General features: G+C 58.9%; 27 protein-coding genes and 1 tRNA gene. 14 read left to right on the top strand and 14 right to left on the bottom strand.

Annotated elements, in window-relative coordinates; genetic code table 11:
• Positions 1–19 precede the first annotated feature (19 nt).
• The 8 genes from J8G26_RS11735 to J8G26_RS11700 form a co-directional block, all read right to left on the bottom strand.
• Positions 20–163 carry a hypothetical protein gene (locus tag J8G26_RS11735; RefSeq protein ID WP_210569038.1) on the bottom strand — a complete coding sequence of 48 codons (144 nt, stop codon included), beginning with the start codon at positions 161–163 and terminating at the stop codon, positions 20–22.
• Complete coding sequence (gene dndC / locus J8G26_RS11730) at positions 156–1,283, bottom strand: DNA phosphorothioation system sulfurtransferase DndC (RefSeq protein WP_210569037.1); 1,128 nt, start codon at positions 1,281–1,283, stop codon at positions 156–158. The genes J8G26_RS11735 and dndC overlap by 8 nt, the downstream gene beginning before the upstream one ends.
• A 297-nt stretch (positions 1,284–1,580) precedes the next feature.
• The gene (locus tag J8G26_RS11725) at positions 1,581–2,492 is read right to left on the bottom strand and encodes a site-specific integrase (protein ID WP_210569036.1); all 912 of its coding nucleotides are present in this window, start codon (positions 2,490–2,492) and stop codon (positions 1,581–1,583) included.
• Entirely contained in the window at positions 2,485–2,838 is a 354-nt protein-coding gene (locus J8G26_RS11720; RefSeq protein ID WP_210569035.1) for a hypothetical protein, read from the bottom strand. The genes J8G26_RS11725 and J8G26_RS11720 overlap by 8 nt, the downstream gene beginning before the upstream one ends.
• A gap of 1 nt (position 2,839) precedes the next feature.
• Positions 2,840–3,190 carry a hypothetical protein gene (locus J8G26_RS11715; RefSeq protein ID WP_246881367.1) on the bottom strand — a complete coding sequence of 117 codons (351 nt, stop codon included), beginning with the start codon at positions 3,188–3,190 and terminating at the stop codon, positions 2,840–2,842.
• 264 nt (positions 3,191–3,454) lie between these two features.
• Positions 3,455–4,222 carry a lysophospholipase gene (locus J8G26_RS11710; protein ID WP_246881366.1) on the bottom strand — a complete coding sequence of 256 codons (768 nt, stop codon included), beginning with the start codon at positions 4,220–4,222 and terminating at the stop codon, positions 3,455–3,457.
• A 7-nt stretch (positions 4,223–4,229) separates the two neighbouring features.
• Positions 4,230–4,961 (bottom strand): hypothetical protein, encoded by a 732-nt coding sequence (locus tag J8G26_RS11705; RefSeq protein WP_210569034.1) that lies wholly within the window; start codon positions 4,959–4,961, stop codon positions 4,230–4,232.
• 14 nt (positions 4,962–4,975) lie between these two features.
• Complete coding sequence (locus J8G26_RS11700) at positions 4,976–6,175, bottom strand: hypothetical protein (RefSeq protein ID WP_210569033.1); 1,200 nt, start codon at positions 6,173–6,175, stop codon at positions 4,976–4,978.
• A 59-nt stretch (positions 6,176–6,234) separates the two neighbouring features.
• Here J8G26_RS11700 and J8G26_RS11695 point away from each other — a divergent pair, with 59 nt between their 5' ends.
• Positions 6,235–6,618, top strand: coding sequence for a helix-turn-helix transcriptional regulator (locus tag J8G26_RS11695; protein ID WP_210569032.1), 384 nt, complete (start codon positions 6,235–6,237; stop codon positions 6,616–6,618).
• Between the two features lie 514 nt (positions 6,619–7,132).
• On the opposite strand, the gene J8G26_RS11690 is transcribed toward J8G26_RS11695, so the two are convergent.
• The 4 genes from J8G26_RS11690 to J8G26_RS11675 all read right to left on the bottom strand — a co-directional run bounded on the left by J8G26_RS11690 (position 7,133) and on the right by J8G26_RS11675 (position 9,558).
• Positions 7,133–7,630, bottom strand: coding sequence for a hypothetical protein (locus tag J8G26_RS11690; protein ID WP_210569031.1), 498 nt, complete (start codon positions 7,628–7,630; stop codon positions 7,133–7,135).
• A 390-nt stretch (positions 7,631–8,020) separates the two neighbouring features.
• A tRNA-Ser gene (locus J8G26_RS11685) sits at positions 8,021–8,110 on the bottom strand.
• Positions 8,111–8,184: 74 nt separating this feature from the next.
• Positions 8,185–9,099 (bottom strand): stomatin-like protein, encoded by a 915-nt coding sequence (locus tag J8G26_RS11680; protein ID WP_087745091.1) that lies wholly within the window; start codon positions 9,097–9,099, stop codon positions 8,185–8,187.
• A gap of 33 nt (positions 9,100–9,132) precedes the next feature.
• Positions 9,133–9,558: an NfeD family protein gene (locus J8G26_RS11675; RefSeq protein ID WP_087745093.1), complete on the bottom strand. Its 426-nt coding sequence runs from the start codon at positions 9,556–9,558 to the stop codon at positions 9,133–9,135.
• Positions 9,559–9,701: 143 nt separating this feature from the next.
• Here J8G26_RS11675 and J8G26_RS11670 point away from each other — a divergent pair, with 143 nt between their 5' ends.
• Complete coding sequence (locus tag J8G26_RS11670; RefSeq protein WP_210569030.1) at positions 9,702–12,068, top strand: arginine/lysine/ornithine decarboxylase; 2,367 nt, start codon at positions 9,702–9,704, stop codon at positions 12,066–12,068.
• A 166-nt stretch (positions 12,069–12,234) separates the two neighbouring features.
• On the opposite strand, the gene J8G26_RS11665 is transcribed toward J8G26_RS11670, so the two are convergent.
• Together J8G26_RS11665 and fabI are read right to left on the bottom strand one after the other, a co-directional pair.
• Positions 12,235–13,086, bottom strand: a complete 852-nt coding sequence (locus J8G26_RS11665) for a DNA ligase (RefSeq protein ID WP_087745097.1) — start codon at positions 13,084–13,086, stop codon at positions 12,235–12,237.
• A gap of 83 nt (positions 13,087–13,169) precedes the next feature.
• Entirely contained in the window at positions 13,170–13,970 is an 801-nt protein-coding gene (fabI, locus tag J8G26_RS11660) for an enoyl-ACP reductase FabI (RefSeq protein ID WP_210569029.1), read from the bottom strand.
• 114 nt (positions 13,971–14,084) lie between these two features.
• Here fabI and J8G26_RS11655 point away from each other — a divergent pair, with 114 nt between their 5' ends.
• The 12 genes from J8G26_RS11655 to J8G26_RS11600 all read left to right on the top strand — a co-directional run bounded on the left by J8G26_RS11655 (position 14,085) and on the right by J8G26_RS11600 (position 26,754).
• On the top strand, positions 14,085–15,899 hold the full coding sequence (locus J8G26_RS11655) for an extracellular solute-binding protein (RefSeq protein ID WP_210569028.1): 1,815 nt from the start codon (positions 14,085–14,087) through the stop codon (positions 15,897–15,899).
• Positions 15,900–15,939: 40 nt separating this feature from the next.
• Positions 15,940–16,218 carry a type II toxin-antitoxin system RelE/ParE family toxin gene (locus tag J8G26_RS11650; RefSeq protein ID WP_210569027.1) on the top strand — a complete coding sequence of 93 codons (279 nt, stop codon included), beginning with the start codon at positions 15,940–15,942 and terminating at the stop codon, positions 16,216–16,218.
• Between the two features lie 7 nt (positions 16,219–16,225).
• Positions 16,226–16,507: a HigA family addiction module antitoxin gene (locus tag J8G26_RS11645; protein WP_246881365.1), complete on the top strand. Its 282-nt coding sequence runs from the start codon at positions 16,226–16,228 to the stop codon at positions 16,505–16,507.
• A gap of 251 nt (positions 16,508–16,758) precedes the next feature.
• Complete coding sequence (locus J8G26_RS11640; RefSeq protein ID WP_210569025.1) at positions 16,759–18,630, top strand: hypothetical protein; 1,872 nt, start codon at positions 16,759–16,761, stop codon at positions 18,628–18,630.
• A 71-nt stretch (positions 18,631–18,701) separates the two neighbouring features.
• Positions 18,702–19,427 (top strand): OmpA family protein, encoded by a 726-nt coding sequence (locus J8G26_RS11635; protein WP_210569024.1) that lies wholly within the window; start codon positions 18,702–18,704, stop codon positions 19,425–19,427.
• Positions 19,427–20,833 (top strand): EH signature domain-containing protein, encoded by a 1,407-nt coding sequence (locus J8G26_RS11630; RefSeq protein WP_210569023.1) that lies wholly within the window; start codon positions 19,427–19,429, stop codon positions 20,831–20,833. The genes J8G26_RS11635 and J8G26_RS11630 overlap by 1 nt, the downstream gene beginning before the upstream one ends.
• On the top strand, positions 20,830–23,655 hold the full coding sequence (locus J8G26_RS19635) for a DEAD/DEAH box helicase (RefSeq protein WP_210569022.1): 2,826 nt from the start codon (positions 20,830–20,832) through the stop codon (positions 23,653–23,655). Before J8G26_RS11630 ends, J8G26_RS19635 begins: the two co-directional genes overlap by 4 nt.
• A gap of 46 nt (positions 23,656–23,701) precedes the next feature.
• Positions 23,702–23,845 carry a hypothetical protein gene (locus J8G26_RS11620; protein ID WP_210569021.1) on the top strand — a complete coding sequence of 48 codons (144 nt, stop codon included), beginning with the start codon at positions 23,702–23,704 and terminating at the stop codon, positions 23,843–23,845.
• A 35-nt stretch (positions 23,846–23,880) separates the two neighbouring features.
• Positions 23,881–24,924: a hypothetical protein gene (locus J8G26_RS11615; RefSeq protein WP_210569020.1), complete on the top strand. Its 1,044-nt coding sequence runs from the start codon at positions 23,881–23,883 to the stop codon at positions 24,922–24,924.
• 9 nt (positions 24,925–24,933) lie between these two features.
• Entirely contained in the window at positions 24,934–25,965 is a 1,032-nt protein-coding gene (locus tag J8G26_RS11610) for an ABC transporter permease subunit (RefSeq protein WP_087745103.1), read from the top strand.
• Positions 25,966–26,025: 60 nt separating this feature from the next.
• Complete coding sequence (locus J8G26_RS11605) at positions 26,026–26,343, top strand: type II toxin-antitoxin system Phd/YefM family antitoxin (protein WP_157667108.1); 318 nt, start codon at positions 26,026–26,028, stop codon at positions 26,341–26,343.
• Between the two features lie 6 nt (positions 26,344–26,349).
• A complete protein-coding gene (locus J8G26_RS11600) occupies positions 26,350–26,754 on the top strand; it encodes a type II toxin-antitoxin system VapC family toxin (protein WP_087745107.1) in 405 nt (134 codons plus the stop codon).

The following is a 26,754-nucleotide window of genomic DNA, read 5'->3' as shown; positions in this document are numbered from 1 at the left end:
ATCAGTCTACCTGTCAATATTATTTACGGATAAATCCTAAGTCCGTGATGATATGCACGGGGACCTTGTGCTTCGCGCAAACCATCCTCAGGACTTCATTTGCTTCCAAGTCTGCCCACAGGGGCAGGTCAGCCACGCCACTCTCTTCGTAGGTATCAAGCATTTGCCAGCGTCTCCTCTTGCTGCAGGTCCATAGCCCAGTACTTGTGAATCAAACCAAGCTCGTCATCGGTAATCAGCTGGGTACCAAACTCAGCCTGCACCGCAAGCAGGCGGTCCAAGATCTCTTGCCGTGCCTGGATGGTAAATGGCCCAGGGATATGCTTGCCCGACACGTCGAAGGTCAGGCGGCCATTACGCCGGATGGCGCTGCGCTTGGTTTGGTCATTACGGATGGAGACGAGCCAATCGCGGAAGGCAATGAGCGGCTTGTAGGCGTGCTGGCCGGAATCGACAAAGCCTTGGAGGCTCTTGTCCTTCTCGACGACAGTGCAGGTCCAGCAGCCGAATCGGCTGTTCTTGGTGCCGCAACCCGGTGCTTCGTCCTTACTGAGGACCACCGGGCACTCGCCACCCTCAGCATCGCGGTAAAGCTGGAACAGTTTTGTATGTGTGCCGCCCCATGGCGCAGGGAACGAACCGAGGATTTCCCAGACGTCATCCGTCGTCAGGTCTACGATGGGGCGGAAGATGTACGCGCCTGTGATACTTGAGTGCGGGTTGAGGTTCGAGCCCCGTTCGTTTTCGTACTTGTCCACCGTACGCATACGTCGGATGCTTTCGGTCCGGCGCACGCCGAGGACGACTACAGCCGCGCCGTACTTCGAGACGTTATCTTTGATGTAGGTGCTTGTCGGCTGGATTTTCAGGCGGTCAGTGCACCAGCGCATCTGCTGGTTTGGGCTCGGGTAGCCCTTGCCGATGAGCAAGACCCAGAAGGTCTTGTCTAGATCGGGGCGGGTGCGGGCTACGGTAAGGGGAAGGCTCAAGCTGTTCACGGCAGCCTGAATCTGGCTGGACACCTCGTCCAAGTGCGCCATCACCAAGGGGCTCTCGACCATCGTGTCATTCGAGACGATGTGGACGGGGCGTGTGCGCTGACTGGGAGGGATGGCTTGTAGGGCCTCGAAGACGGCATGCGCAACGACCGTCGAGTCCTTGCCTCCCGAAAATCCGACAATCCATGGGTAGGATTGCGCCGTCGAAAGATACTCATCCTTGACGTGCTGTACGATTTCGGCCCATCTCTCTTGGATGGGCCGGCTGACTTCTTCAAAACTCACGAAATCTTCCTAACATGCGCCCTATTACAGCCTGGAAGCCCAGACAACACGCCTCCGGTGCGCATCGGAAGACCATCGACCAGAGGGCGCGCAAGGCTGAAGGCCGCGTCTATTCTTTACCGAATAGATGGTATCTTACCGGAGCCATTCGGGTGTAGGTCTAAAGCAAACGCGCTATTTAGAACATTCTTGTTTCCGGCGGGCGCTGGATACCCATTATGCGCACGCGCCGCTGATGGTTCACAGATGAGCGGCCTGGTGAGTCCGGACAGGTGACGATTTCGGCGCACTGTCAGGCTAAAACAAGCTTGGGGTTTTTTGCCTGATTAACGGCCTGATGTACTTTGCCAGCGTTGCACTGGAGCGGTGTCCCGTCTGCTCCATGATGACGTGCGTGGCAACGCCCACGCTGGCCGCCTCCGTGCAGTAGCCCGACCGCAAGCTATGCCCCGCCACTGACTTCGCGGCCTCCGCGCTCTTGGCATGGCTCGTAACACCCTTGAGCACCAGGGCCACCGACTGCGGCGTCAGCGCCTTGCCGCTGGTGATCTGGTCGTGCCGATTGATGGGCCGGAACACCGGCCCCTGCTCGACCCCACCTAGCGCCAGCCACTTTTCCAACGCCTTGACCGGGCAGCGAGAGGACTTGGCGCAGGGAATGAACACCGTGTGCCCCTTCTCCTGCTGGGTCTTGGTGCGCCGGATATGAATCTCGACGCCGTGGTCAAAGACGGTGATGTCCTCCTGGCGAATGCTCACCAGTTCCGAGCGCCGAAACGCCCCCGCGAAGCCCACCAGGATCAGCGCCGCATCGCGCGCAGCCTTCATCGGTTTCTGCTTCTCCGCAGTCAGCACCAGCTCAATGATGTCGTCCTTGACCAGCGCCCTGACGCGCCGCTGTGCTGTGCCCTTGGTGCGCCGGATGCCCTGCATTGTGCGCTTGACCAGGGAGTCCATGGCGGGCGATGGGTATCCAGCTTCCAGGTGAGCCCGATGGATGGCAATCACCCTGTGCTGCAAGGTGGCCACGGCCAAGGTGTCCGCAAAGCTGGCAAGGTATTCAGCCAATTGCACCGCCGTCGTTGGAATCGCACCCCCATGGGCACGAAAATGCGCCAGATCGGCCTTGTAGCTGCGGTACGTGTTGTCGGCCAGTGCCGCCTGAGTGTAGCGGTTGACCTGGGCAGAGGGTGCTGGGCGTTCAGCCATGGCGCGCTCCAGTGAAGTCCACCGTCGCATGCCGACAGGGTGCCGCCAGCTCAACGCAGGCCGCTGCCGCATCCCCCAGTTCGGCCAGCAGCCATCCCAGGGCTTCGACCGTGTCCTGGGCCAGTTCACCGGTTTCGACCTGTACCGACGCATGGGCTAGCAATTGCCCGATGGCAGAGATGCCCAATTGCAATATGCGCTGGAGCAATTCGGCAGCTTCTGCGAGTTGCACCAGCGCCATGGCGTTGCTGCCATCAAAATCGGGCTGTCCCTGGTCATTGACCAGCAGCCGGGGCAGCAGCGCCATCAACATCCGCATGGGCCGTGGAGTATGGGGTGCCAGCATGTCAATACTCCGAGGGCAACAGGATGCAGGTACTGTCCCGCTGCTCCGTTGCGTCGTTCACCGCTTCTGTGATGACGTAGAGCCGAATGCCATCTACCCGGTAGAGCGAGAGCAACCGGCCTCCGCTCAGCAGGGCTTGGTCGTTGGTGGCTTTGTCAGCTGGGCAGAGCTCACCCCAGTCGCCGCACTGGTGCCGTTGCAGCAGGCGTACAGGATGGCATTGCGCCGTGTCGAGCAGTTCCAACGCGCCCGGAGTGGCGACCAGGCGGCCCAGGCCGAACAGGGGCTTGCCCACAAGTCGGCGCAGTTCAATGTCCTTGAGGTGTTGGTAGGTGAGGGGGTAGTCGTGCATCTGGGGTTCTCCGCGAGAAGGAAAAAAATCCGGCGCGCGCAGCCGCCACAGTTCAGGCACGCAGCAATGCATGCCCGAGTCGGCTCAGATGGAAGGAAGGGGGAGGAAGTGACGTGCCTGCAGCACGCCGGAGAGAGGAATGACGGGATGCCGTATTGATCCCGTCATAGCCGCCATGAACTGGTGGCGAAACGATTGTGAGGGTCCCGCGTCAGGCTTGGCAAGCTGGCGATAACTTCGCCGGCCTGCACCATGGAGCGACGGTCAATTCGTTGGGGCCTTGATCCAGTTGGCAATCAGATCGACCGTTTCACGCTCTGCGCCGATGAAGCCGTGCCAATGCAATGCTTCGCAGACGTTGCCCGTGGGGTTCCCGCCACCGCTGACCATGATCTCTTTCTTGATCGGGGCGTTCTTCAATCCGCGCAGGATGGCTGGGACTTCGTGGGGCTGGCAGAGGGGGCAGGCATCCTTGGCGTGGTGCAGAACCAGCACCGGCACTTTGATTCGATCCAAGTCCTGCCTGGGCACAGCCCCCGGCTTCTTGTAGCTGACGACGCTGGAAGTCAACACCACGCCCGCCATTTCGCCCTGCAACTTGATGGCGGCGGCCGTCGCTGAGACTGTCCCCCGGCTGGTGCCGACCAGCCAGACCGGTACATCGGCCTTTTGCTTCACGAACTCCAACACCTTGTGCACGTCGGTCAGGTGGGTGTCGCTGATGCGGTGTGCGTAGTCCATGTCTTGCGAATCGCTGGGACGGCCGAAGATGGCGACGTTGAAACCGTTGGCGATGAAGTGGAGCTCGGAGCGAACGAGGAAGTTCATCCCTGTGGCCTTGCCATCCTCGAATTTGCCGAAGCCCCCCGCGCCGCCAGGAAACAGGAACACCGTAGCCTTGGCATCGGGCACTGCCTCCCAGAACAAAGTAGTCACCACGCCATCACGGGTGGGCACCTTGAGCAACTCGCCCCCCGCATGGGCGGCGATGGCGGTCAAGGCCAGCAAGGCACCAATAAGTATTTTGCGCATGGCAGTCTCAGTTCGCAGTGGCGACCTTAGGTCGGCCCATGACGATGTGCCAGTCCTTGTCCTGTTCATGCAGCTTTCGGCCGTTGTCAAAGATCACGCCAGAAAGCACTCCCGTCTTGTCATCGGCATACAAGCGAATGGTGCCGCGCCCGACGCCTTTGCTATTGGTCGGGGCGCGCGTGTCGTCGGCACTCTTGACCTCGCTGGAGGTGTCGATGATCTTGACCTCGTACTGCGTTGAGCTCCATGTGTAGGGTGCGCGGGATTTGATCTTCGTCGGAGCGGTGTCGATGAACGCGATGTGCCCGTCATGGCGGTGGCCCCTCATGTCGATGAACAGCCAAGCGATCACGTCACCGGGGCGCAGGTCTTCCACTTTGCCAATCTTGGTGAATCCGGCTTCGGCATCCATCGCAGGCACGTAGTCGTGGATGCTGTGCCAGTTCTTGAATTTCTGCGTCGGAATCTGTTCCGGCACACCGGCACGGGTGCGCTTGAACATGTCCTCGACAAATGCCACGCAATCGGCCTGGACAATGTAATCCGTCGAACCCTTCTCGCCGGGCATCCGCGTGAAGCGGTTCTTGTTGGTGTACTCGTTGTTCTCGGGCTTGGTGTGGGCGGCGAAATCGCGGGCCAGTTGCAGGTACCGGGGGATTGAGGTGTCTTGAGCCGACGCGGCGAACGCTGACAAACAAGCGATGGCAATGACCAAGGTATGCGAAAGAAGGTGTTTCATGTATCTGTCCTGCCTCATTGGTTGCGCAGGGCCGCGATCAACTCCGCCGCCACCGCCCGCAGATTGTTGCGCGTCACGTCGGTGGATTTCCCATCGATCTTGGCCGACACGGGGATCATCATCTTCACGTTGGGCTCACCTCCCGGCACGCGGTCGGCCTGCGTGAAGATTTGCACTGTGCGTTTGGGGCTCTTGACCTCGAAGCCTTCCTTGCCGAGCAGGCCCGCAGGGAGATAACGAATCTGCGAGCCAGTACGCTGGGCGGCTTGCACCAGGCCGCAGAACGGCTCGGGCGCGTTCCATTCCATCAGGATGTAGTTCGCTTTCCAACTGGCTGGGAATCCTGCCTTGACGGCCTGGTCGCCACATGCGGATGTCTGCGCGCGGTCGCGCAGTTCCGTCACTGTCTTGCTGGCCGCGACGAAAGCCTCGTCATTGTTCGGCAACTGCAAGGCTTGAAGCTGTCCGGAAAGTTTCTGCTGCTGGGCTTCGAGTTCCTTGAGTTGGCCTTCGGCCGGGTTTGCGGTCGCGCCAAGTTGCTTGGCCCGGTCAGAAAACGCATCCAGCGCCTTGTACAAGGCCGGCACCGCCGCCGCCTGTCGCTCCAACATGCTCACTGTTGCCGCTGATGTCAGGCTGACCTGCTGGCACATCCTTGCGAACTGAACGGCTTGGCCATAGCTCTCCGCTGTGGCGTAGCCGATACCGCCGCTGAGGGTGTCGCAGGTCTTGGTGGCCCGCCCGGTCGGGCCATAGATGATGGTGATCGACTTGGGCAGGCCCTTGCCGTCCAAAATGACGACCTGCTTGAGGTCGGACTGCTGCACCGTCGAGCCGATCTGATCGCGGGTCTTCTCCTGCTGGACGCGGTCGGTGTTCTCCGCAATGAACTGTTTGGCTGCGGGATACACGCGGCTGACGCCGTCCATGTGTTCTGCCCGACGCAGGGATTCCGGGCCAGCGCCGCTACGGCTACATTCCTCGCTCTTGCGGCGCACTTGCTCCAGATATTCGGGCGTCCAGTCGCGTATTTTGATGCCCATCACCGAGGCATTGAGGTCGGCACCGCGCAGGGCGTTCAACTGGTCCCACTGCACGGGGCATGAGAGGCGTAATTCGGCATGCGCCGACGCAGTGGTCATGCACAGAACGACCCACGCGATGGAAGCTATCGAACGGTTTGCAATCTTGATTGGCAGGAAGGTTTGCTTCATTTGACTGATACGTAAATCGAACTAGTTAGGATTGCAAATATAGATGAACCTCGTAGCAGATGAAGCGCGATGGTTCAGGATCAGTTGAAAATCAGGAATGGGGCAGCAGGCTCAGGCGTGCGCGTCTCGTAGCCGGGTTGTCCCAACGGCGCTTGGGTATTGAGATTGGTTTGGATGAGTCTGCGGCGAATGCGCGCATCAACCGATATGAAACCGGATTCCATCGCCCCGACTTGCAGACCGTGCGACACCTCGCACGAGTGCTGAATGTTCCTGTGGCTTACTTCTATGCCGACAATGAGGAGCTGGCGGATATGGTCTACCGTTACGCCAAGGTCTCGGCTCCCACTCGCAAGGCCATCGCCAAACTGTTGGCTGAGGTGCCTGCCATGCCGGCCGAGGTGCCGCTGAAGCACACGCCATCTTCGTCTCGGAACTCCTAGTAACCGCCCAAGCCTCCGCTAACAGTGGCTCGCGATCCGTGTCGCTCAGTCAGTTATGACCCGCGACAATCTCAGGCTCTGGCCCTCAGCGATCCAGGATAGCCGGAACTCCTTTCTAAAGGGGAAGCGCAATGCCAACTGCCAAGGGGCGGCATCCTCATTCCTGACCAATTGAGGAGCCTCGGCGAACACGTCGCCCCGCACGGGCAATGCCGGGTCAACGTGGTGCGACCAGTGCGCGCCAGCCGTAATGGGAAGCCAGTCCGCCAGATCGCCTGCTTCGCACAGGCTGACCCGAAATGGCAAGATTGCTTGCTTCCCTCCAAAGAGCCCGAATACGCTGCCATGGGGATGGCGTAAGTACCGCACAGCGCAGTAGCACAGCAGCGCATGGCGTTCGCATTGCAGTGCGATGGCGCCGAAGTGCGTGGAACCCGCCCCGGGATCGCAGACGCGCAGGGCCGTGACTCTCTGGCCGCGCAGTACGGGAAACAGGTACGGCCCGCGCATACCGTCACTTCGCTGTGGCCTTGCCCATCTGGGTTACGCCGATGAACCAGGATGGTGGCAGTTCGGCCAAGGCCGCCGTGCCGACGCGCAAGTGCATTTTGGTATCCGCATGCGGGTAGGGATCGACCGCGTACGGCTGGGCTGTCTTGCCGTCGCTGGAGGAGCCCCGGTGGTACAGGACGCAGCGCCCAACCTCCCAGTCGGCGTCGTAGTCCACCATCACGATGGCTACCTCGGGCAAGTCCTTGTAGCTGGAGCATTCCTTCCAGACCGTTGCGACGAGTCCGCCTCCTGCCAGCAGCTTGGCGATCATGTCGCCATCGATCCACGCATGAAAGGGGCCTACCTTCGGCAAGCCTAACCCCTCCGCCTGGCGGAAGATCGCATCCGTGGTCTTGCCGGTCAGCATGGAAATCACCGCAAAGATGTCGTCGTGCCGACCTTGCTGGGCGACACGTCTAAAAGTAGGTTGGAATGAGGTCGGGTTCGGGGTTGTTGCCATATGGCGTGCTCCTGTGCAGAAATGAAAAGCGCACAGCAGTGCCTGCCTCTGCGGCCTGGGGGAGGTCAGAGACTTGGCTATCAGCAAGGGGGGATGACAAATCGGCCCTGTTGACGAGGGCGCTGCCGTGCGAGTGGATACCGTGCGCTATGCAATGACTTGGAGCGACGGCTTTTTAACCGTACCACGGGGCTCATGCACAGATCGACCACTGAAAAACTTTGCAGCCCTGCACAGATTGCGATGGCTCAGCGTGATGGAGTTTGGAGCACACTCGAAAAGACAAAAGCCGCAACGATTGCTCGCTGCGGCTTTTGATATTTGCTTTGATAAGTGCTGCCTGCTAAAATTTCAAATTCCCTTAGCAATCAAACACTTACGAGCTTTGTATGGCGGAGAGGGCGGGATTCGAACCCGCGGTGGGGATTAGCCCACACACGCTTTCCAGGCGTGCGACTTAAACCGCTCATCCACCTCTCCGAAGCCCTCGATTATAGCCATAGGTCAATGGGTGTTTGCGCCTGTTGCCGTGCTGGCGCCAAAAAAGGCCGGTTTCAGCTGGCTTTCTGGACCTGGGCCATCTTCATGGCTGATCCGATCAGCGCCGACACCTCGGTCATGTTGCTGGGCACGATGAGGGTGGTGGTGGCATCCTGCGCCACCTTGCCATAGGCTTCGACGGCTTTTTCGGCCACCTTGAGTTGCACGGCCTGCTCGCCGCCGGGCTGGCGGATGGCGGCGGCCACGCGCTCGATGGCTTCGGCGTTGGCTTCGGCCACGGCCTTGATCGAGGCGGCTTCGCCCGCTGCCTTGTTGATGACGGCCTGTTTTTCGCCTTCGGAGCGGGCGATGAAGGCCTCGCGCTCGCCGGTGGCGATGTTGATCTGTTCCTGGCGGCGGCCTTCGGAGGCAGCGATCAGGGCGCGCTTTTCACGTTCGGCCGTGATCTGGGCCTGCATGGCGTGCAGGATTTCTTTGGGCGGCGTGAGGTCCTTGATTTCGTAGCGCAGCACCTTCACGCCCCAGTTGAGGGCCGCTTCGTCGATGGCCTGGACCACCTGGGCGTTGATGATGTCGCGCTCTTCAAACGTCTTGTCCAGTTCGAGCTTGCCGATCACGCTGCGCAGCGAGGTCTGCGCCAGCTGGGTGACGGCCATGATGTAGTTGCTGGAGCCGTAGCTGGCGCGCATGGGGTCGGTCACCTGAAAGTACAGGATGCCGTCCACCTGCAGCTGCGTGTTGTCGCGGGTGATGCAGACCTGGCTGGGCACGTCGAGCGGGATTTCTTTCAGGCTGTGCTTGTAGGCCACCTTGTCCACAAATGGCACCAGAAAGTTCAGGCCCGGCGTGAGCGTGCCGGCGTATTTGCCCAGCCGCTCTTTTACCCAGGCGTTTTGTTGCGGCACGACCTTGACGGACCGCGCGATAAAGATGACGGCGATGACAAAGATGACGATGGCGATTTCCATGGGAGCCTTTCCGGGAGTAAGTGAGAAGTGACTTCAGAGCGGGTCTACCAGCAGGCGGCTGCCCACCAGTTCGGCCACGCGGTGCATGCCGGAGGAAGGCGTGACGCCGGGGCGATGGATCGCGGTCCATTGCGTGCCGCGGTATTTGACGCTGGCGGTGCCGTCGGCATTCCAGCTGTCGATCATGACGGTTTCGCCCACATCCAGATTCACGCTGCGGTCAGCACGGGCAGACGGGTCGCCAGGGCGTTTCTTTTTGAATTGGTGCCATGCCACCACCGCACCGCCGCCCACCACAGCGGCTGTGATGATCTGCACGGTTATCGCCAGACCCAGGTGGGCAGCCACTGCCGCGGCTGCGAGCCCCACTGCTAGCATCAGCAGATAGAACGTGCCCGTGAGCAACTCGGTCACCACCGCCACGCCTGCCAGCAGCCACCAGATAGTGGATTCCTCCATGCCGACTCCTTTTTTGTTCGTCTTTAGTGCACCACATTCTGGGTCAAAAGAATGGCACTTCAAAGGCGTGTCGCGGTTATTCCTTACACTTCGCGCCTGTTTCGTTTTTTGGCCGGCATGGCACGGTTGCACGGAGGCTGCGCATGAAGTTTCGCTTTCCCATCATCATCATCGATGAAGACTATCGTTCCGAGAACACCTCGGGGCTTGGCATTCGTGCGCTCGCGCAAGCCATCGAGGCCGAGGGCTTCGAGGTGGTGGGGGTTACCAGCTATGGCGACCTGTCGCAGTTTGCCCAGCAGCAAAGCCGCGCCAGTGCCTTCATCCTGTCGATTGACGATGAGGAGTTCACAGCGGACGAGGGGCTCGACCCCATCGTGCTGAGCCTGCGCAACTTCATTGGCGAAGTGCGGCGCAAGAACACCGAGGTGCCGATCTATGTGCACGGCGAGACCAAGACCAGCCGCCACTTGCCCAACGACATCCTGCGCGAGCTGCATGGCTTCATCCATATGTTCGAGGACACCCCCGAGTTTGTGGCCAAGCACATCATCCGTGAGGCCAAGAGCTATCTGGAAAGCGTGCAGCCGCCGTTCTTCAAGGCGCTGCTTGACTATGCCGAAGACGGCTCGTACAGCTGGCACTGCCCTGGCCACTCGGGCGGCGTGGCGTTTTTGAAGAGTCCCGTGGGCCAGATGTACCACCAGTTCTATGGCGAAAACATGCTGCGCGCCGACGTGTGCAATGCCGTGGAAGAACTGGGCCAGCTGCTGGACCACAACGGCGCCATCGGCGAATCTGAGCGCAACGCCGCGCGCATCTTCAACGCCGACCACTGTTTCTTCGTGACCAACGGCACATCCACATCCAACAAGATGGTGTGGCACCACACCGTCGCACCCGATGACGTGGTGGTGGTAGACCGCAACTGCCACAAGTCCATCCTGCACAGCATCATCATGACCGGTGCCGTGCCGGTGTTCATGAAGCCCACGCGCAACCACTTCGGCATCATCGGACCGATTCCGCAAAGCGAGTTCGAGCCCGAGGCCATTCAGGCCAAGATCCGCGCCAACCCGCTGCTCAAGGGCGTGGACGCCGCAAAGGTCAAGCCGCGCGTGCTCACGCTCACGCAATCCACCTACGACGGCGTGCTTTACAACACCGAGACCATCAAGGCCATGCTCGATGGCTACGTGGACAACCTGCACTTTGACGAAGCCTGGCTGCCGCACGCGGCCTTCCATCCGTTTTATGGCAGCTACCACGCCATGGGCAAGAAGCGCGTGCGCCCCAAGCATTCGGTGACCTACGCCACGCAGTCCATCCACAAGCTGCTGGCCGGCATCAGCCAGGCCAGCCATGTGCTGGTGCAGGATTCGCAGACCACCAAGCTCGACCGCCACCTGTTCAACGAGGCCTACCTGATGCACACCAGCACCAGCCCTCAGTACAGCATCATCGCCAGCTGCGATGTGGCGGCCGCCATGATGGAGCCGCCCGGCGGCACCGCGCTGGTGGAAGAGAGCATTCTCGAAGCGCTGGACTTCCGCCGCGCCATGCGCCAGATTGAAGAGGAGTTTGGCAAGGACGATTGGTGGTTCAAGGTCTGGGGACCGGACAAGCTGGTCGAGGAGGGCATTGGCCGCGCCGAAGACTGGATCATCCGCAGCGACGGCAAAGGCAAGAAGCACAGCGCCAGCAAGTGGCACGGGTTTGGTTCGCTGGCCGATGGCTTCAACATGCTCGACCCGATCAAATCGACCATCGTCACACCGGGGCTGAATCTCAATGGCGAGTTCGACAAGACCGGCATTCCGGCCTCCATCGTCACCAAGTATCTGGCCGAGCACGGCGTGGTGGTTGAAAAAACCGGTCTCTACAGCTTCTTCATCATGTTCACCATCGGCATCACCAAGGGCCGCTGGAACACCATGCTGACGGCCTTGCAGCAGTTCAAGGACGACTACGAGAAGAACCAGCCCATGTGGCGCATCCTTCCGGAGTTCTGCCAGCAGCACAAGCGCTACGAGCGCATGGGCCTGCAGGACCTGTGCCAGCATGTGCACGAGATGTACGCCAAGTACGACATTGCGCGCCTGACAACCGAGATGTATCTGTCGGACCTCACGCCGGCCATGAAGCCCTCGGATGCCTATGCCCACATCGCCCACCGCACCACCGAGCGCGTGGAGATCGACCACCTCGAAGGCCGCATCACCGTGGGCCTGGTCACGCCGTATCCGCCGGGCATTCCGCTGCTGATTCCGGGTGAAGTGTTCAACAAGAAGATCGTGGACTACCTCAAGTTCGCCCGCGAATTCGCCAAGCTGTGCCCTGGTTTTGAAACCGATATCCACGGCCTGGTCGAGGTGGAAGACGAAAACGGGCAAGTGCGTTACTACGCCGACTGCGTGGCCGACAAGTTCGCCAAGCAGCCCAAGCCGCTCGCCACCACCGCGAACATGGTGCAGATGGGCGACGACAGCCCCTACGGCCGCAACGTATGACGGCTCCGGCGGCCCTGGCGGTCGCCGGAATATGGGTCAAATAGGCTGCTAGCGCTTGATGGATAAGCGCTGGTAGCTCATTGTTTTGTAGCGAGTTGGCGCCTTGTTGCCATCAACCCGTGGCCTGGCGCTGCGGCGCGAAAGCCGCCCGCTCACCGTGCGGGTTTTACCTGGCCGGCATGTCCTCACGCACCCGCACAAAACTCGCAAAGCGCGGCAGGCCGCCGTCGTGGGTGCCGCGAAAGCGGTAGGTCACCCAGCTGCCCACGGGCGGCGGGCGGTCGCGGTCGGCATCGCTGAAACCCGCACCCAGCCGAAAGCGCTGGCCCGAGGGCATTTCCACCAGCAGCGCGCCCATGCGCCCCGCATGGCGGCCCTTGCCGGGCAGGTGGGCGACCACGCGGGCCTCGGTGTCCTCGTGCGTCTTGACCTTGATGAGATCGTCGCTGCGGCCCGCGCGGTACAGCGATGCGCCCCGGTGCAGCATCAGCCCTTCGCCACCAGCGCGCACGGTGCGCTGCAGCAGGGCCTGCAACGCTGCGTCGTTGGCCACGCGCTTTTGCGGCACGGCCTGCACCCAGGGCTGGTGCAGCCCTTCGACGAGGACGTTCAGGGCGGGCAGGCGCTGGTCGAATGTGCCGCCATGCGCGGGCAGGTCAAACACCATGAAGCGCATCTGGCGCCAGGCCGCGTCATCGGGCTGCTGTTGGCGCGCGGTGGACTGGGCGTGGCTGAAGCGCCCGCGCCCGGCCCACAGCTCGCCGTCCATCGGCACCTCGGGCCAGCCGGCGGTGAACCAGGCGGGCGCCGCCACCGTCTCGCCGCCCCGGGTGCGCAGCGTGTGGCCGTCCCAGAAGCCCCGCACGCCATCGTATTTCTCGCTGACCCAGTAATCGGCCAGCGGCAGGCCTGGGCGATAGACCTGCGCCAGCAGCAAGGCTGGGGCGTCTGCGGCCAACGCGGGCAGTGCAGGAAATGCGGTCAGTGCCAGCCAGGCGAGGCAATTTCTGCGGTGCATGGTGCTATTGATTGTGTAGCTGCTAGCGCTTTATCTGTAAGCGCTAGCAGTCAATTTGATCAAAAATACCCGGAAGGCGGTGCTCAGACCTGATCGGCGGAGAGGCCCGCCGTCTGGCTGAAGCCGCCGTCCACGTAAGTGATTTCCGCGGTGACGCCGCTGGCCAGGTCGGACAGCAGGAAGGCGGCCACATTGCCCACGTCTTCGATCGTCACGTTGCGGCGCAGGGGCGCGGCATCGGCCACGCGGCCCAGCAGCTTGCCAAAGTCCTTGATGCCGCTGGCGGCCAGCGTCTTGATGGGGCCGGCGCTGATGCCGTTGGCGCGGATGGCACGGCCGTCTTCGGTGCGGCCCACGGCTTCGGCCAGGTAGCGCACGCTGGCTTCCAGGCTGGCCTTGGCCAGGCCCATGGTGTTGTAGTTGGGAATGCTGCGCAGCGCGCCCAGGTACGACAGCGTCAGCAGCGACGACTTGTCGTTCAGATAGGGCAGGGCGGCCTTGGCCATGGCCGGGAAGCTGTAGGCGCTGATGTCGTGTGCGATGCGGAAACCTTCGCGCGACAGGCCTTCCAAAAAGTTGCCAGCAATCGCTTCACGCGGCGCAAAGCCAATGGCGTGCACAAAGCCGTCAAACTTCGGCCACACCTGGGACAGGTCGGCAAACATGCGCTCGATCTGCTCGTCGCTGCCCACGTCGCAATCAAAAATCAGCTTGGAGTCGAACTCGGCGGCAAAGTCGGTGATGCGGTCCTTGAAGCGCTCGCCCACGTAGCTGAAAGCCAGCTCGGCGCCCTGTTTGTGGCAGGCCTTCGCAATGCCGTAAGCGATGGAGCGGTTGGACAGCACGCCCGTGATGAGCAGCTTTTTGCCGGTCAGAAAACCCATGGTTGTTCTCCTGTGGAATGCGGGGTAAGGGGAGTGCGGCGTGGACGGCCCGGCTGCGGAGGGCATCTCCGCAGTCTGCGCAAAGGCCCCGCCGACGTAGTGCAGAATTGTCGCATGCGGTTTTGGCTGATTTTTTCGCTGTGGATGTGCGCTGTGCCAGCCTGGGCCGCGCATGCGTATGCGCTGTGGGGCGCGCCGCGCTATCCCGCCGGGTTCACGCATTTCAGCTACGTGAACCCCGATGCCCCCAAAGGCGGCGAGCTGCGGCTGGTGAGCAACCTGCGCACTTCCACGTTTGACAAATACAACCCGTTCACCATCAAGGGCAACGCGCCGGCGTATTTGTCGGCGCTGATGTTCGACTCGCTGCTGGTGGGCTCCATGGACGAAACCGCCACCGGCTACGGCCTGCTGGCCGAGGATGTGGAGGTGGCGGGCGACGGCCTGTCGGCCACCTTCCGCCTGCGGCCCGAAGCGCGCTTTCACAACGGCAAGCCGGTGCTGGCGCAGGATGTGAAGCACAGCTACGACACGTTGGTGGGCCCTTTCACATCGCCGGCCTACAAAACCACGCTGATCGATGTGGCGGGGGTGGATGTGCTGAACGACCGCACCGTGCGCTTTCGCTTCAAGCAGCCCAACCGCGAGCTGCCGATCACCGTGGGCGGCCTGCCGGTGTTCAGCCGCGACTGGGGCATGGAAGGCGGCCAACCCAAGCCTTTTGACCAGGTGGTGATGGACATTCCCATCGGCAGCGGGCCTTACAAAATCGGCCCGGTGCGCTTTGGCAAGGACATCACCTACGTGCGCGACCCGCAGTATTGGGCGCGCGACCTGAACGTGCGCAAGGGCACGGCCAACTTCGATCGCATCACCGTCAAGATCTACAAGGACGCCACCGCCCGGCTCGAAGCCCTCAAGGCCGGCGAGTTTGATTTGATGCGCTTTTTCAGCGCGGGCGACTGGGCGCGGCGTGTCAACGGCAAGAAGTTCAACACCGGCGAACTGGTCAAGGGCGAATTCGCGCACAAGCTGCCCTCGGGCTTTCAGAGCTATGTGCTCAACACGCGCCGCCCCCTGCTGCAGGACCTGCGCGTGCGCGAGGCCCTGGGGCTGGCCATCGACTACGAGTGGATGAACCGCCAGATGTTCTATGGCGCCTACCAGCGGGTGAACGGCCTGTTTGGCAACACCGCCTGCGAGACACGCGGCACGCCTTCGCCTGAAGAACTGGCACTGATGGAGCCGTTTCGCCAAGACATCCCCGCTGCCGCCTTTGGCCCCATGACCGTGCCACCGCGCACCGATGGCGAATCGTCCCTGCGCGCCAACCTGCGCCGCGCGCAGCAGCTCTTGAAGGACGCCGGCTGGGAAGTGCGCGATGGCGCCCTGCGCAACAGCGAGGGGCAGGCCATGGTGCTCGAATACATGGACAGCAACGAAGGCGGCGTGCGCACCATCACGCCGTGGATGCGCAGCCTCGAAAAGCTGGGCATCACGCTGCGCTTTCGCTCGGTGGACTTTGCGCTGTACCAGCAGCGCCTGCAGAAGTTTGACTTCGACATCACCTCCATGGCCTTCCAGGGCACGCACAACCCGGGCCAGGAGTTTGCCGACCTGTTTGGCAGCAAGGCGGCCGACACCGAGGATTCGGGCAACTTTGCTGGCGTGAAGAACCCGGCCGTCGATGCGCTGATCACCGCCATGACCTCCGCCAAGACCGAGGCCCAGCTGCTGCCCGCCTGCCATGCACTGGAGCGCATCATTGCGCACAGCCACTACCTGCTCCCCCAGTGGACGGCCGGCACCCATCGCATGGCCTACAACGCCTGGCGGCTGGCCAAGCCTGCCACCGTGCCACCGTATTCGAGTGGCGAAGGCTGGGTGATCGACACCTGGTGGGCGCGTGTGCCGCAGGCGGCGCAGTGATTCGCTTGTTGCGTGGTGCGCAACATGTTAGATTGCCCGAATGATTCAGTCGTTCCGGCACAAGGGCCTGCGCCGTCTTTTTGAGACAGGCAGCGCATCAGGCGTGCAAGCGGCCCATGCCAAGCGGCTGCGCATGCAACTGGCCGCGCTGGATACGGCAAAAACCATTGACGATATGGACATTCCGGGGTTTCGCCTGCATGTCCTCAAAGGCGAAATGCTGGGCCGCTGGGCCATCACCGTCAGCGGCAACTGGCGCCTGACCTTTGGGTTCCATGACGGCAATGCCCATGTGCTGGATTACGAGGATTACCACTGAAATGAGCATGCACAACCCCCCCCATCCCGGCGAGTTCATCACCGAGGTGTATCTGGAGCCTTTCGGCATCAGCGGGCGTGATCTGGCTGAAAAGCTGGACGTGGCCCCGTCCACCCTGAGCCGCCTGCTCAAGGGCAGCAGCCGCGTCACCCCGGAAATGGCGCTGCGCCTGTCCAAGGCCATCGGGCGCAGTCCCGAGAGCTGGCTGGCGCTGCAGGACGCACATGATTTGTGGTTGGCGCGGCAACACACCAATCTGGAGCGCGTGGGCCGGCTGGTGCTGGCGTGAGTCGAGAGGTTTATCAAAAATCATAGCTGCCCATGCTTGTCTACTAAGCGTAAGCGTCTATGTTTCACAAATGAGGCCTTTCGCCCGCCCTCATCATTGAGGCCTTTTTTGGGGCGAACATGACGAAATGGACAGCCTATGCGATGCCATGCTATGAAGGCAGTAGTTGTATGCTCCTGTAACATGAAGGCGGCATTCGGAAGTTCTTGCCGTTCCCCTCTATTTGAGGATCAGTGATCCCACATTCGCCCGTGCTCGAAGGCACTGAAAAGCACGCTGAAAATGAAACTTGCGCACCAATGCACCAAATATTGAGCTTTTTCACTACCAGCCCAGAAGCTTCCATCGTTGCGCTTCTGATTTTGCTATCTGCGGTATGGAGCTATTTTCTTTGGTTCAAGCCTGCAAAACAGGCGGTTATCCGTGATTTGGAGTCGCTATCTGCTGCCATCGAAGAAAACAATCAAAGTTGGGAATCGGCAAGGCAGCACGCGCGGAATACCATCCAACCTGGTTCACGCGTTGCTGATGCGTGGCTGGAAACTGAAGGCCGAGCTATCAAAGTGGTGGTCGGAAAGCGTGAGGAATATGTTATGTACGGCACCCCACGCGACTTGTGGAGTGCCCCGGGATTGCTGGCAAGGCATTTCAATCTGGGATTAGCCGAGGCCATACCCAATGTACTCGTCGGTGTCGGTTTGCTTTTCACCTTTGTTTTTTTGTCTTGGGCGTTGGTGGGAGCCACTACGGCGCTGACTGAGGCATCCAGTTCAAAGGAAACCGAGGCGGCCATCAGTCAACTACTCCGCATCGCGGGTGGAAAATTTTTGACATCGCTGGCTGGTTTGGTTGCGTCCATTTGCTGGACATTATTTTTTCGCCATTCCTTGAACGAAATTGCTATTGCTTGCGAAAAATTGCTAGCAGTTCTGGCCAAGGTAGTTTCGCCTGCAGGCGGAGAAACTGTGACGATGCAGCAACTGGTTCTGGCCGTTAGCAGTCTGCAGACGAGTAATGACGCAAATGGTTTGACGGAAGAGCTTTTAAGCGAAGCCCGTGAGCAAACTGGTACTTTGAAGCGTTTTGAAACTGATTTGGCCGTTTCATTGGCCTCTGCCATCAATCAGGCCTTCACTCCACAGATGCAGGCCATGACCGAGCGTCTTGTTGCATCCATCGAAGGGCTGAGCGATAAGCTGGGCACGATGAACCAAGAAGCGCTCAAAACAATGATGAGCGACTTCGCGGGCATGCTCAAGCAAGCCACTGATTCCGAAATGACGCAGTTGCAGAAAACCCTGCAAGAGCTGGCCAATCAACTGCACAGCGCAGGGTCGGTGCTGGAAAACCAATCCGGTATGGCTGCCAATGCCATTTTAAATGCCGGGGTAGAAATGCAGACGCAATTGAAAGGGGCTGGCGACACGCTGACTGCCCAGACTGCTGAAGTGGCCACAGCAATTCACAACGCAGGCACACAACTCGCGGCACGCACGCAGGGAATGTCAGAAAAACTGGTGGAGGGCGCCAGCCAACTGGAGCAAGCTACCGCTTCCATCAGGCTTTGTTTCAAAGATTTGGGGGCTGTGGTGGATCAGGCATCTACCAAGGGCAAAGAAGGGATTGAAAAAATTCACATGGCCCTCGAAAAAGCCGATTTCACGGTGGTACAGCTTTCTCAAACTGCCTCCGGGCTGTCTGATGCCGCCCAAGGCCTGGCCGAGACAGGCGCTTTGGTCAGCAACATGGTTGACAACGTACAAGAGTTGGCGCGTGAACAACGGGCCGTGGTACTTTCAGTCAGGGAAGTGGCACCCAATGCCATGGCCGCAGTGGAGCGGGTGACGGAAGTGCTCGATCAGGCAGCAGCGCAAACACTGTCCAGCATGCAGCAAACCCGCCAAGCCATGGAATCCACCGCCACGACATTGGGTAAAACCGTCGGCTCGATTACTGAGGGTGTCGGTGTCTATTCCACCCAGGTGGCTGAGCTGCATCGCCAAATGGACGGGCAATTGGCCAAGGCGGTTGGCAGCTTTGACCAAGGAGTAAAAGACTTGAGCGAAGTAGTGGAAGACTTGACTGAAAGTCTGCAGTCCACTTTTCAAGCTGTCAGGGGGTAATGATGTCCTGGCATGGCTATCGCCCGCACCAAGATCCTGGCGCTACTGGCTCCAGCGTAGAGCAGGGTTACATGGCATCCACCGCCGATTTGATGGTGGGATTGCTTTTTGTTTTCATCATCATGGTGGCCTTTTTGGCGCACAAGAGAAACACTGAAACCGAAGCGCTCGCTGCCGAAGCCAAGGCTTTGGCAGCTGCTGCCCTAGAAGCGCGCACCGCGTTCAGTGATCCTCGGGGCGCCGTCACCAGCGCCATTGGCGAGCAAATTCGCCAAACCCTTGCCACTGTGCGCATCGACCCCTCTAGCGGAATCATCAGCCTGCCCGAAGACGTGTTGTTTGATTTGGGTAGTTCAACCCTCAAGCCAGTCGCCCAGCCTAAATTGATCGAAGTAGCAGAAAAATTGGGAACAGTATCGCCCTGTTTTGTTGCCAATCAGCGCAAGAGGCAGGGTTGCGCAAACAACCCTTATGGGCATGAAATTGAAACCATATTTATCGAAGGGCACACCGACAACGTGCCAATGCTGCGCGATGGGGGTAATACCAAACTGTCGCTGGATCGTGCCATCTCGGTAAGCAATGCACTGGTGCAGGGCACCAAATTGGCGGGCTACCGCAATGACCAGGAGCTGCCCCTGTTTTCATACAGTGCATACGCCGATTCGCGGCCACTCAAGGGAATCGCGCCATCCGATGGCCGTAACCGTCGCGTGGACTTGCGCATTGTTCTGACTTATCGCCCTCAGGGCGAAGCCGGGTTTTTAGAACGCATAGGTAAGCATTTGAGTCGTTGATGGAATACGCCATGTTTGCTCCGTTGCCCACCAAAATGGAAAAACTGGAGGCAGTCTTGCTGCAAATAGATGCAGTGACTGTGCAGGCACCGCCGCCTTTTGTGGAGATCGGCAAAAAACTCCGCATGGCATACGAGCACCATCGTGCGCAGGATTATCAGCTGTTATCAAAAAGCGAATGGCGACAATTGCCTTATGCCTTGTGGGTTAAAGGCATGCCGGGGCTGTATAAGACAGACCCAGGGCTACTAACCCGTTATTGGTCAGAGGTTTTGCCTGAAGCATTGCAAAGCAGCCCCAGACGTGCCAAACGCTGGCTAATGCCTTTGTTTTTTGTGTATTGCAATGCATTTGACTCGGAGAGTATTGCTTTTCAAAGTTTTTCCGCCAAGTTGCGCCAAGTTTTGCTTTTGGCCCAAGGTTCTGTAGCTGCAAAACTTCGAGAAATGGATGAGCGACAGGATTTTTTTAATCCAGTCCATGCACCTTCGAATCTCGCCAGCTTGTTTTTCACTTTGCACCAAGCTCGTGAAGATGAGCTCATGGGGGCCTATCTGTTCTGGCCCGGTTTTGAGGGTACAAAGCTGGGTATGGCCATTTTGCGTGCCGGTTTACAGTTGTCGCTGGACCGGTTGCGCGAGCTTGCCACGGTGCAGCGAGTGATGCGTTGGCTGCAAAATATGCCTGCGCCCGTCGTCAAAACAGATTTGCGCATTGCCTTTGCGGATGGGTTGCTTTTGCCATGGCAGCGCGACCGCAAGATGCAGGATGGGTTGAAGAAGCTACTGCAGGATTTTTTTTTACAGCACTACGGCGATCCGCGTTTTTTACGCCATGCTCATTACCAGTGGGAGGGTGTAAAGCCAGAAGCCGTGAATGTAATGTTCTATTTGCTGACAGGTGATACCCTTAAGGGGTTTATGCGCATCCTAGATCGAACGGCTGATGATATTTGGCTATTTCGACAAAAATTCTGGATGGCTTATTACGATGCCGGTCATATTGAAGAGGCGTGGATGGTTTTAGGCGCTCATGCCCAAATAGCGGCACAAAGCAATAATGCTACGGCAGTCCCGCAACGTTTTGGACGGCTGGAAGGTGGTGTTTCCCCAAACCAATCTGTTTTACTGCTGCGTATAGGCGATTTGGTTTTTTCAGAGTGGAGTCATAGTGGCAGTTTGCGCGCTTACCGTGAAGATGATTCAGGAGCTCCCAGCTTTTACCAGCTCACCTACCACGGACAGACATTGCGAGAAGCGCAATCACTGGATTTCCATGATGGGCTCAATATGCGTCCTGAACTGCGCCATACCCATTCCGAATATGGGACGTGGCAACGCAAAGCGCGCGATATGATTCGTCAGCGCACAGGGATTTACCTCAGTGATCGGGAGATTCTGTTGTGACTGTTGCCACCCCACAGCGCGAAACAGCCAGTGTGACATGGGCACCGCCATGCGCAGTGGCGCAGTGGCTTGAAGCTTTGCCCACCCATGCCGCTGCTGCGTTGTCGGCTTATTTAGCCGATCACTCCACTGATTTGCAAGCCGCTACGCTTACCGTTCCTGCTGCGGTGGTGGCTAGTTGGTCAGCTGCTGCAGCTACCGCTTTGGGCTTGCCGCCCAATGCTCCTTTGGGTTTTGACCTGCGCCTAAGCGGTGCGCTGGGCAAGCCCGGGGCCAGCATTGCTGTGCGTTGGTTGCAACCGGGTAAGACGGTGGCTGCCCGCGATGTGCAAGCCGACGGCCTATGGCTCACATGGCAAGACAAGCCCTATCGTATTGCCTCGCCCATGTTCGATGTGCTGGTCTTGGTGGAGCAGTTCAACCAGGCAGGCCGCGGCGGGCATGAAGAACAGTTTCGCATTTGGGCGCACATCCGCCAGACCCTGGGCGATACGGCATCCGACCAGTTGACCGATGGTTTTTTGCGCAACCTGCGCGTGGTGACGGCAACGGCGCTGACCTTCGCCATCAAAACCGACAGTCATGGGGGAGTGCAGCTTGATCCGGTGCTGCTGGTTGCCCGCCGCGATGATGAAGGCGAGGGCACGCAGCAGGTACGGGCTTTGCTGGAGGCGGACGAGGCCTTGTTTCCAAGGCGACTGGATCAGTTGCCCTGTGGCGCTTCGGCCTTTGCCCTCAATCAGGGTACCTATGTGGTAGTGGATGAGCCGCTACAGCAGGCACTGGCTGCCGTGCAACAGCTGCGGCGTGCGCCTGCAGATGTGCGCAAACGCGCCGCCATGTACCCCGAGGCGGTATTGCGCGAATACATGGGCGCAGAAGACGCCGCGCCCACCGTATTTGTCGAAACCGAGCGCTTTGCCGAGCGGGTACGCGACGTGGGCGAGTGGCAGGCTCCTCTGCTGCCTTGGATCAAGATAGAACCGCAAAGTTGGGGCGCACCCGTGGATGCGGGCGTACGGCTGGGTGGTGTGGAACTGCCCCTGGACATCGTAACACTGGAGCGGGCGCTGAGCGACATGCAAACTGCCCTGAAACAGGGGCAAGGCATGATCACCATTGCGGATCAATCCGTGGTCGCCACCCCGGCCAATGTCGCGGCGCTACAGCAACTGCACCGGGTTATGACTCGGGAGGAGGGGGCGCAGAAGCCGCAAGATGGCGATGATGAGGCCGTCAAAAACGTTCTCATCATCGAAACCAATCTGGATGAAACCTCTTTTGCGCGCACTACCACTGGCCAGCGCCCCGGCCAGCAGGCGCTGCCTTTTGGGTTGAAAACCCGTCCCAAGAAACACCAGGAATTTGGCATCACCTGGCTGCAGCAGCATTGGTGCCAAGGTTCCCACGGCGCCATGCTGTGCGACGACATGGGCTTGGGAAAAACTTTTCAGGCGCTGGCCTTTTGTCTTTGGCTGCGTGAACAGATGGAGGCAGGGCACATTGCCACCAAACCCTTGCTCTTGATTGCCCCGGTGGGTCTGCTGCGCAATTGGGAGGCCGAGATCAATGTCCACTTGATGGCGCCTGGCTTGGGTAACCTCGTGCGGGCCTATGGCGAGCATCTCAAGCCCCTCAAGCGCGGCAGGCACAGCGACGGTACAGCGGGGCTGGACACCGCGCGCCTGGGCTCTGCCGATGTGGTGCTGGCCAATTACGAAGCGGTGTCGGATTACCAACTGAGCTTTGGCGCGATTCCGTTTGCTGCCGTCGTACTGGACGAAGCGCAAAAAATCAAATCGCCCAAGGCCCGCATGACCCATGCGGTCAAAGCCCTGAATGCCGATTTTGTCTTGGCCATGACTGGTACCCCCGTGGAAAACCGGCTGGCCGATTTGTGGTGCATTGCCGATGCCGTGCAGCCCGGCGCACTAGCCGATTTGAAAGATTTCAGCGCCCGTTATGAAACCGAAGGTGCAGATGTGCAGACCTTGCGCCAGTTGGTGTGGCACGGCGAAGACCACGCCCCCGGTTTGCCTCCCCGCCTTTTGTTGCGGCGTATGAAAACCGAAAAGCTCGATGGCTTGCCTGAGAAACAAGAACATGTGCTGCAGGTGCCCATGCCCGCCCGGCAGGCCGAGGCATACCAACGTGCTTTGGCGCTGAAAGATGCAGCGAGTAGCTACACCACGCTGGAAATGATCCATGCCCTGCGCCAAGCCTCTTTACATCCTGCATTACTGGAAGGAGGGTTGGGGAATGAAGCGCTGCGATTTGAGGATTCAGCCCGGTTTATGGCGATGGTGCAGGTTTTGGATGCGATAGCACCGAAAAATGAAAAAGTGCTGGTCTTTCTGGAATCGCTCGATTTACAAGAAGCCGACCAACTACCGCTTTTGTTACAGCGCCGTTATGGGCTCTTACGCATGCCTATGGTGATCAATGGGCAGGTGCAAACGGAGGCCCGCCAACAAAGGGTGGATAAATTTCAGCACGAGTCGGGTTTTGATGTGATGTTGCTCTCACCGAAGGCTGGGGGTGTCGGTCTGACTTTGACGGCAGCCAATCACGTCATCCACTTGTCGCGTTGGTGGAATCCTGCCGTGGAAGACCAATGCTCAGATCGCGTGTATCGGATTGGTCAGACCAAGCCTGTGCATATTTATTACCCACTCGCGGTTATTCCTGGTGCAGAAGAGCACAGTTTTGATGTGCAACTGCAGGCGTTGATGGATCGAAAGCGCAAGTTGGCTCACGATTTGCTGGCTGCGCCAGCATTTTCTTCCAAGGATTATGAGTCTTTGCTTGCTTCTATCAACTGAGAATTTTTCAGAAATTAAAATTTCTTGGAGAGCGTAAAAATGTGCAATGCAAGAAACCATCCGCCCGGCTGCAATTGTGGTTGGGGAGGCGGCTGGCATAGCGGTGGCTACGGCTCTTCGGGTGGCAACTCTTCTTTTTTCTCTAGAAAGTCCAATTTATCAAAATATGCATACAGCGGCGATGTATTGACCCCAGCCTCATTCATTTCCACGACTGAAAAAAATATGAAAACCAGTTCTCTTAGTGGCGCCTGGACAGAGCCTAATGCAACTTGTCCTGAGTGTGGGCATGGAGTTTATTTTGTCAAGACAGAAAATGGCGGTTGGGTTTATTTTGATGAATTGGGGCCGCCATGGCCGAAGCATGCCTGCATTGCCAATTCGAAAAATATAAAGGCTCCTTATCCAAGGGAGAGTCGTTGGGATAGGCAAGGGTGGAAGTCGTTGCTAAATTTTACCGCCACTGTTGCTGGTTATAACTCTGGTAAGGGTTTTTTGATGCAAGTGCGTGGTGAAGATGAAAGCCGCAAAAAAAGATATTTCGTTTGTCGGATTGGGGATAGTGTGGAATTTGATATTTGTCGCTTTCTATCTGTTGGAGAAATGACTGCGTTATCTATATTGGCGCACAATAAAAATGGGGATTTTTTGATATATGAAGGTGATGCTGTCGCAGGTAATGTTTTTCAATTGAAATTAAAAGATGCTGATGGGTCTTTTGATTCAGAAGAAGAGGTTGTCAATAGTATTATATCCGCTAATTTTTTTAATGATTGGACTTTGGAGAAGCCGTGGATTCCAATATTGGATGTAAAAGCTGAATTGGCAGCCGGGACTCTTTGCAAAATTAATGGGTATGTGGATGGTGCTGAAATTACGCTGCAAGTCCGAATGGATCGCCTTTATTTGATTCGTTGTGCCAGATTTCAATTGTTTGGCGTAAGTTCTGCACTTGTTTCCCTGATGGTGCAAAAGTCGGAGGGGTCGGCTGAATTTTATGTTTTAGAGGGCGTTGCTAGCGTGGGTAGGTCTTTTCCTCCCGGAAAGAGGTTGGAAGTAAAAGAGAAATTTTCTAAGCATGAAGAGATAGCTGCTTCTAAAAATTTGACATCCTATTCGTCTGGTAATAATTTTGAGATTAATTTTATAAATGATGTTGAAGCTATTGATTTGGAGATAAATGAGTTGCTCAATAAAATATGGGCTCTCAATAAGCAAAAAACACAATTAATGGAAAAGATGATGGGTCAAGGTTCTCTTTTGGATTGAGCTAGAACCATGCTCGCCTACATCCTCAAACGCATCCTGCTCATGCTGCCCACCCTGCTGGGCGTGCTGCTGCTGACTTTCGTGGTGATCCAGTTCGTGCCCGGCGGCCCGGTGGAGCAGTACATGGCCGAGGCCAAGGCCGGTGCGGGTGGTGGCGGTGCCGAAGGTGGTGGCCTGGCCTATCGGGGCGCGCAGGGCGTGGACCCGAAACGGTTGGAGCAGATCAAGGCGCTTTACGGCTTCGACAAGCCTGCGCACGAGCGCTTCTTCCAGATGCTGGGCCAGTTCGCGCGGTTTGACCTGGGCAAGAGCTTCTTCCAGAACAAGGATGTGTGGCAGCTGGTGGTCGAGAAACTGCCCGTCTCCATCAGCCTGGGGTTGTGGACGTTTTTCATCAGCTACCTGGTGGCCGTGCCGCTGGGCGTGGCCAAGGCGGTGCGCGCGGGCTCGCGGTTTGACCTGGTGACCACGCTGCTCATTTTGGTGGGCTATGCCATTCCGGGCTTTGTGCTGGGCGTGGCGCTGCTGGTCATCTTTGGCGGGCAGCTGCAGTGGTTTCCGCTGCGCGGGCTCACCTCGGCCAACTGGGATGAACTGGGCTGGGGCGCGCGCATTGTGGATTACCTCTGGCACATCACCTTGCCCATCATCGCCATGGTGCTGGGCAGCTTTGCCGTCACAGCCATGCTGACCAAGAACGCCTTTCTCGAAGAGATCCGCAAGCAGTATGTGTTGACGGCACGCGCCAAAGGGCTGAGCGAGCGCCAGGTGCTGTGGAAGCATGTGTTCCGCAACGCGCTGATCCCCATCATCACGGGCTTTCCGGCGGCGTTCATCGGCGCATTCTTTGCGGGCTCGCTGCTGATCGAGACGCTGTTCTCGCTCGATGGCCTGGGCCTGCTGAGCTACGAAAGCGTGATCCGCCGCGACTACCCGGTGGTGCTGGGCACGCTCTACCTGTTCACGCTGATCGGGCTGGTGACCAAGCTGGTCAGCGACCTTTGTTATGTGTGGGTAGACCCGCGGGTCAAGTTTGATTGAAGTTGGACATGGTTTGTAGGTAATATGTCCATATTGGATATCCAACCGCAGGAGGCCACCATGACATGGAACATCGCCAGCGCCAAACAGCAGTTTTCTGAAGTGGTGCGGCTCACCGCCGAGGAGCCGCAAGCCATTTACAACCGCGACAAGCCCGTGGCTGTGCTGATTTCGGCGCAGGACTATGCGCAATTCAAACAATGGCAGGCGCAGCACAAGCGGCCAACGCTCAGTGCTTTGTTCGAAGAGATCCGCGCCATCCTGGCTGCCGAGGGCGCGGACGGGATCGAGCTGCCACCGCGCACCACGCGTTACAACCCCATGGTGGACGATCCCCATTACTGGGATGACCCTGCAAAGCAACCGGCCCACCCTTGAGCCACCATGTATCTGGCCGATACCCACACCGTCAGTGAACTGATGCGCCCCCGCCCCGATGCGGGAGTGCTGCAGTGGATGCAACGCCTGGAGCAGGATGACCTGCCCGTGGTCGTCAGTGCCATCACGGTCGATGAAATCGTTTTTGGCCTGCATTGGCGACCCCATGCCGCCAAGATGCGCTGGTTTGACCTTTTCTTGCAGCGCGTCAGCGTGCTCTCGGTGGGTGGCGACATCGCCCGACGCGCCGGGGAATTGCGCGCGATATTCGCCCGCCAGGGGCGCGTGTGCGAACAGGCCGACATGCTGATCGCCGCCACCGCCCAGGTGCACGCGCTCACACTCGTCACCCGCAACGTGCGCGACTTTGACGGCTGCGGCATTGCGGTGCTCAATCCTTTTTCGGAATAA

Origin of the sequence: Acidovorax sp. JG5 (assembly GCF_017939685.1) — a bacterium.
Classification (GTDB): Bacteria; Pseudomonadota; Gammaproteobacteria; order Burkholderiales; family Burkholderiaceae_C; genus Acidovorax.
The sequence above is the reverse complement of the archived record's forward strand: the minus strand, read 5'-3'. Positions and strand labels throughout refer to the sequence as shown.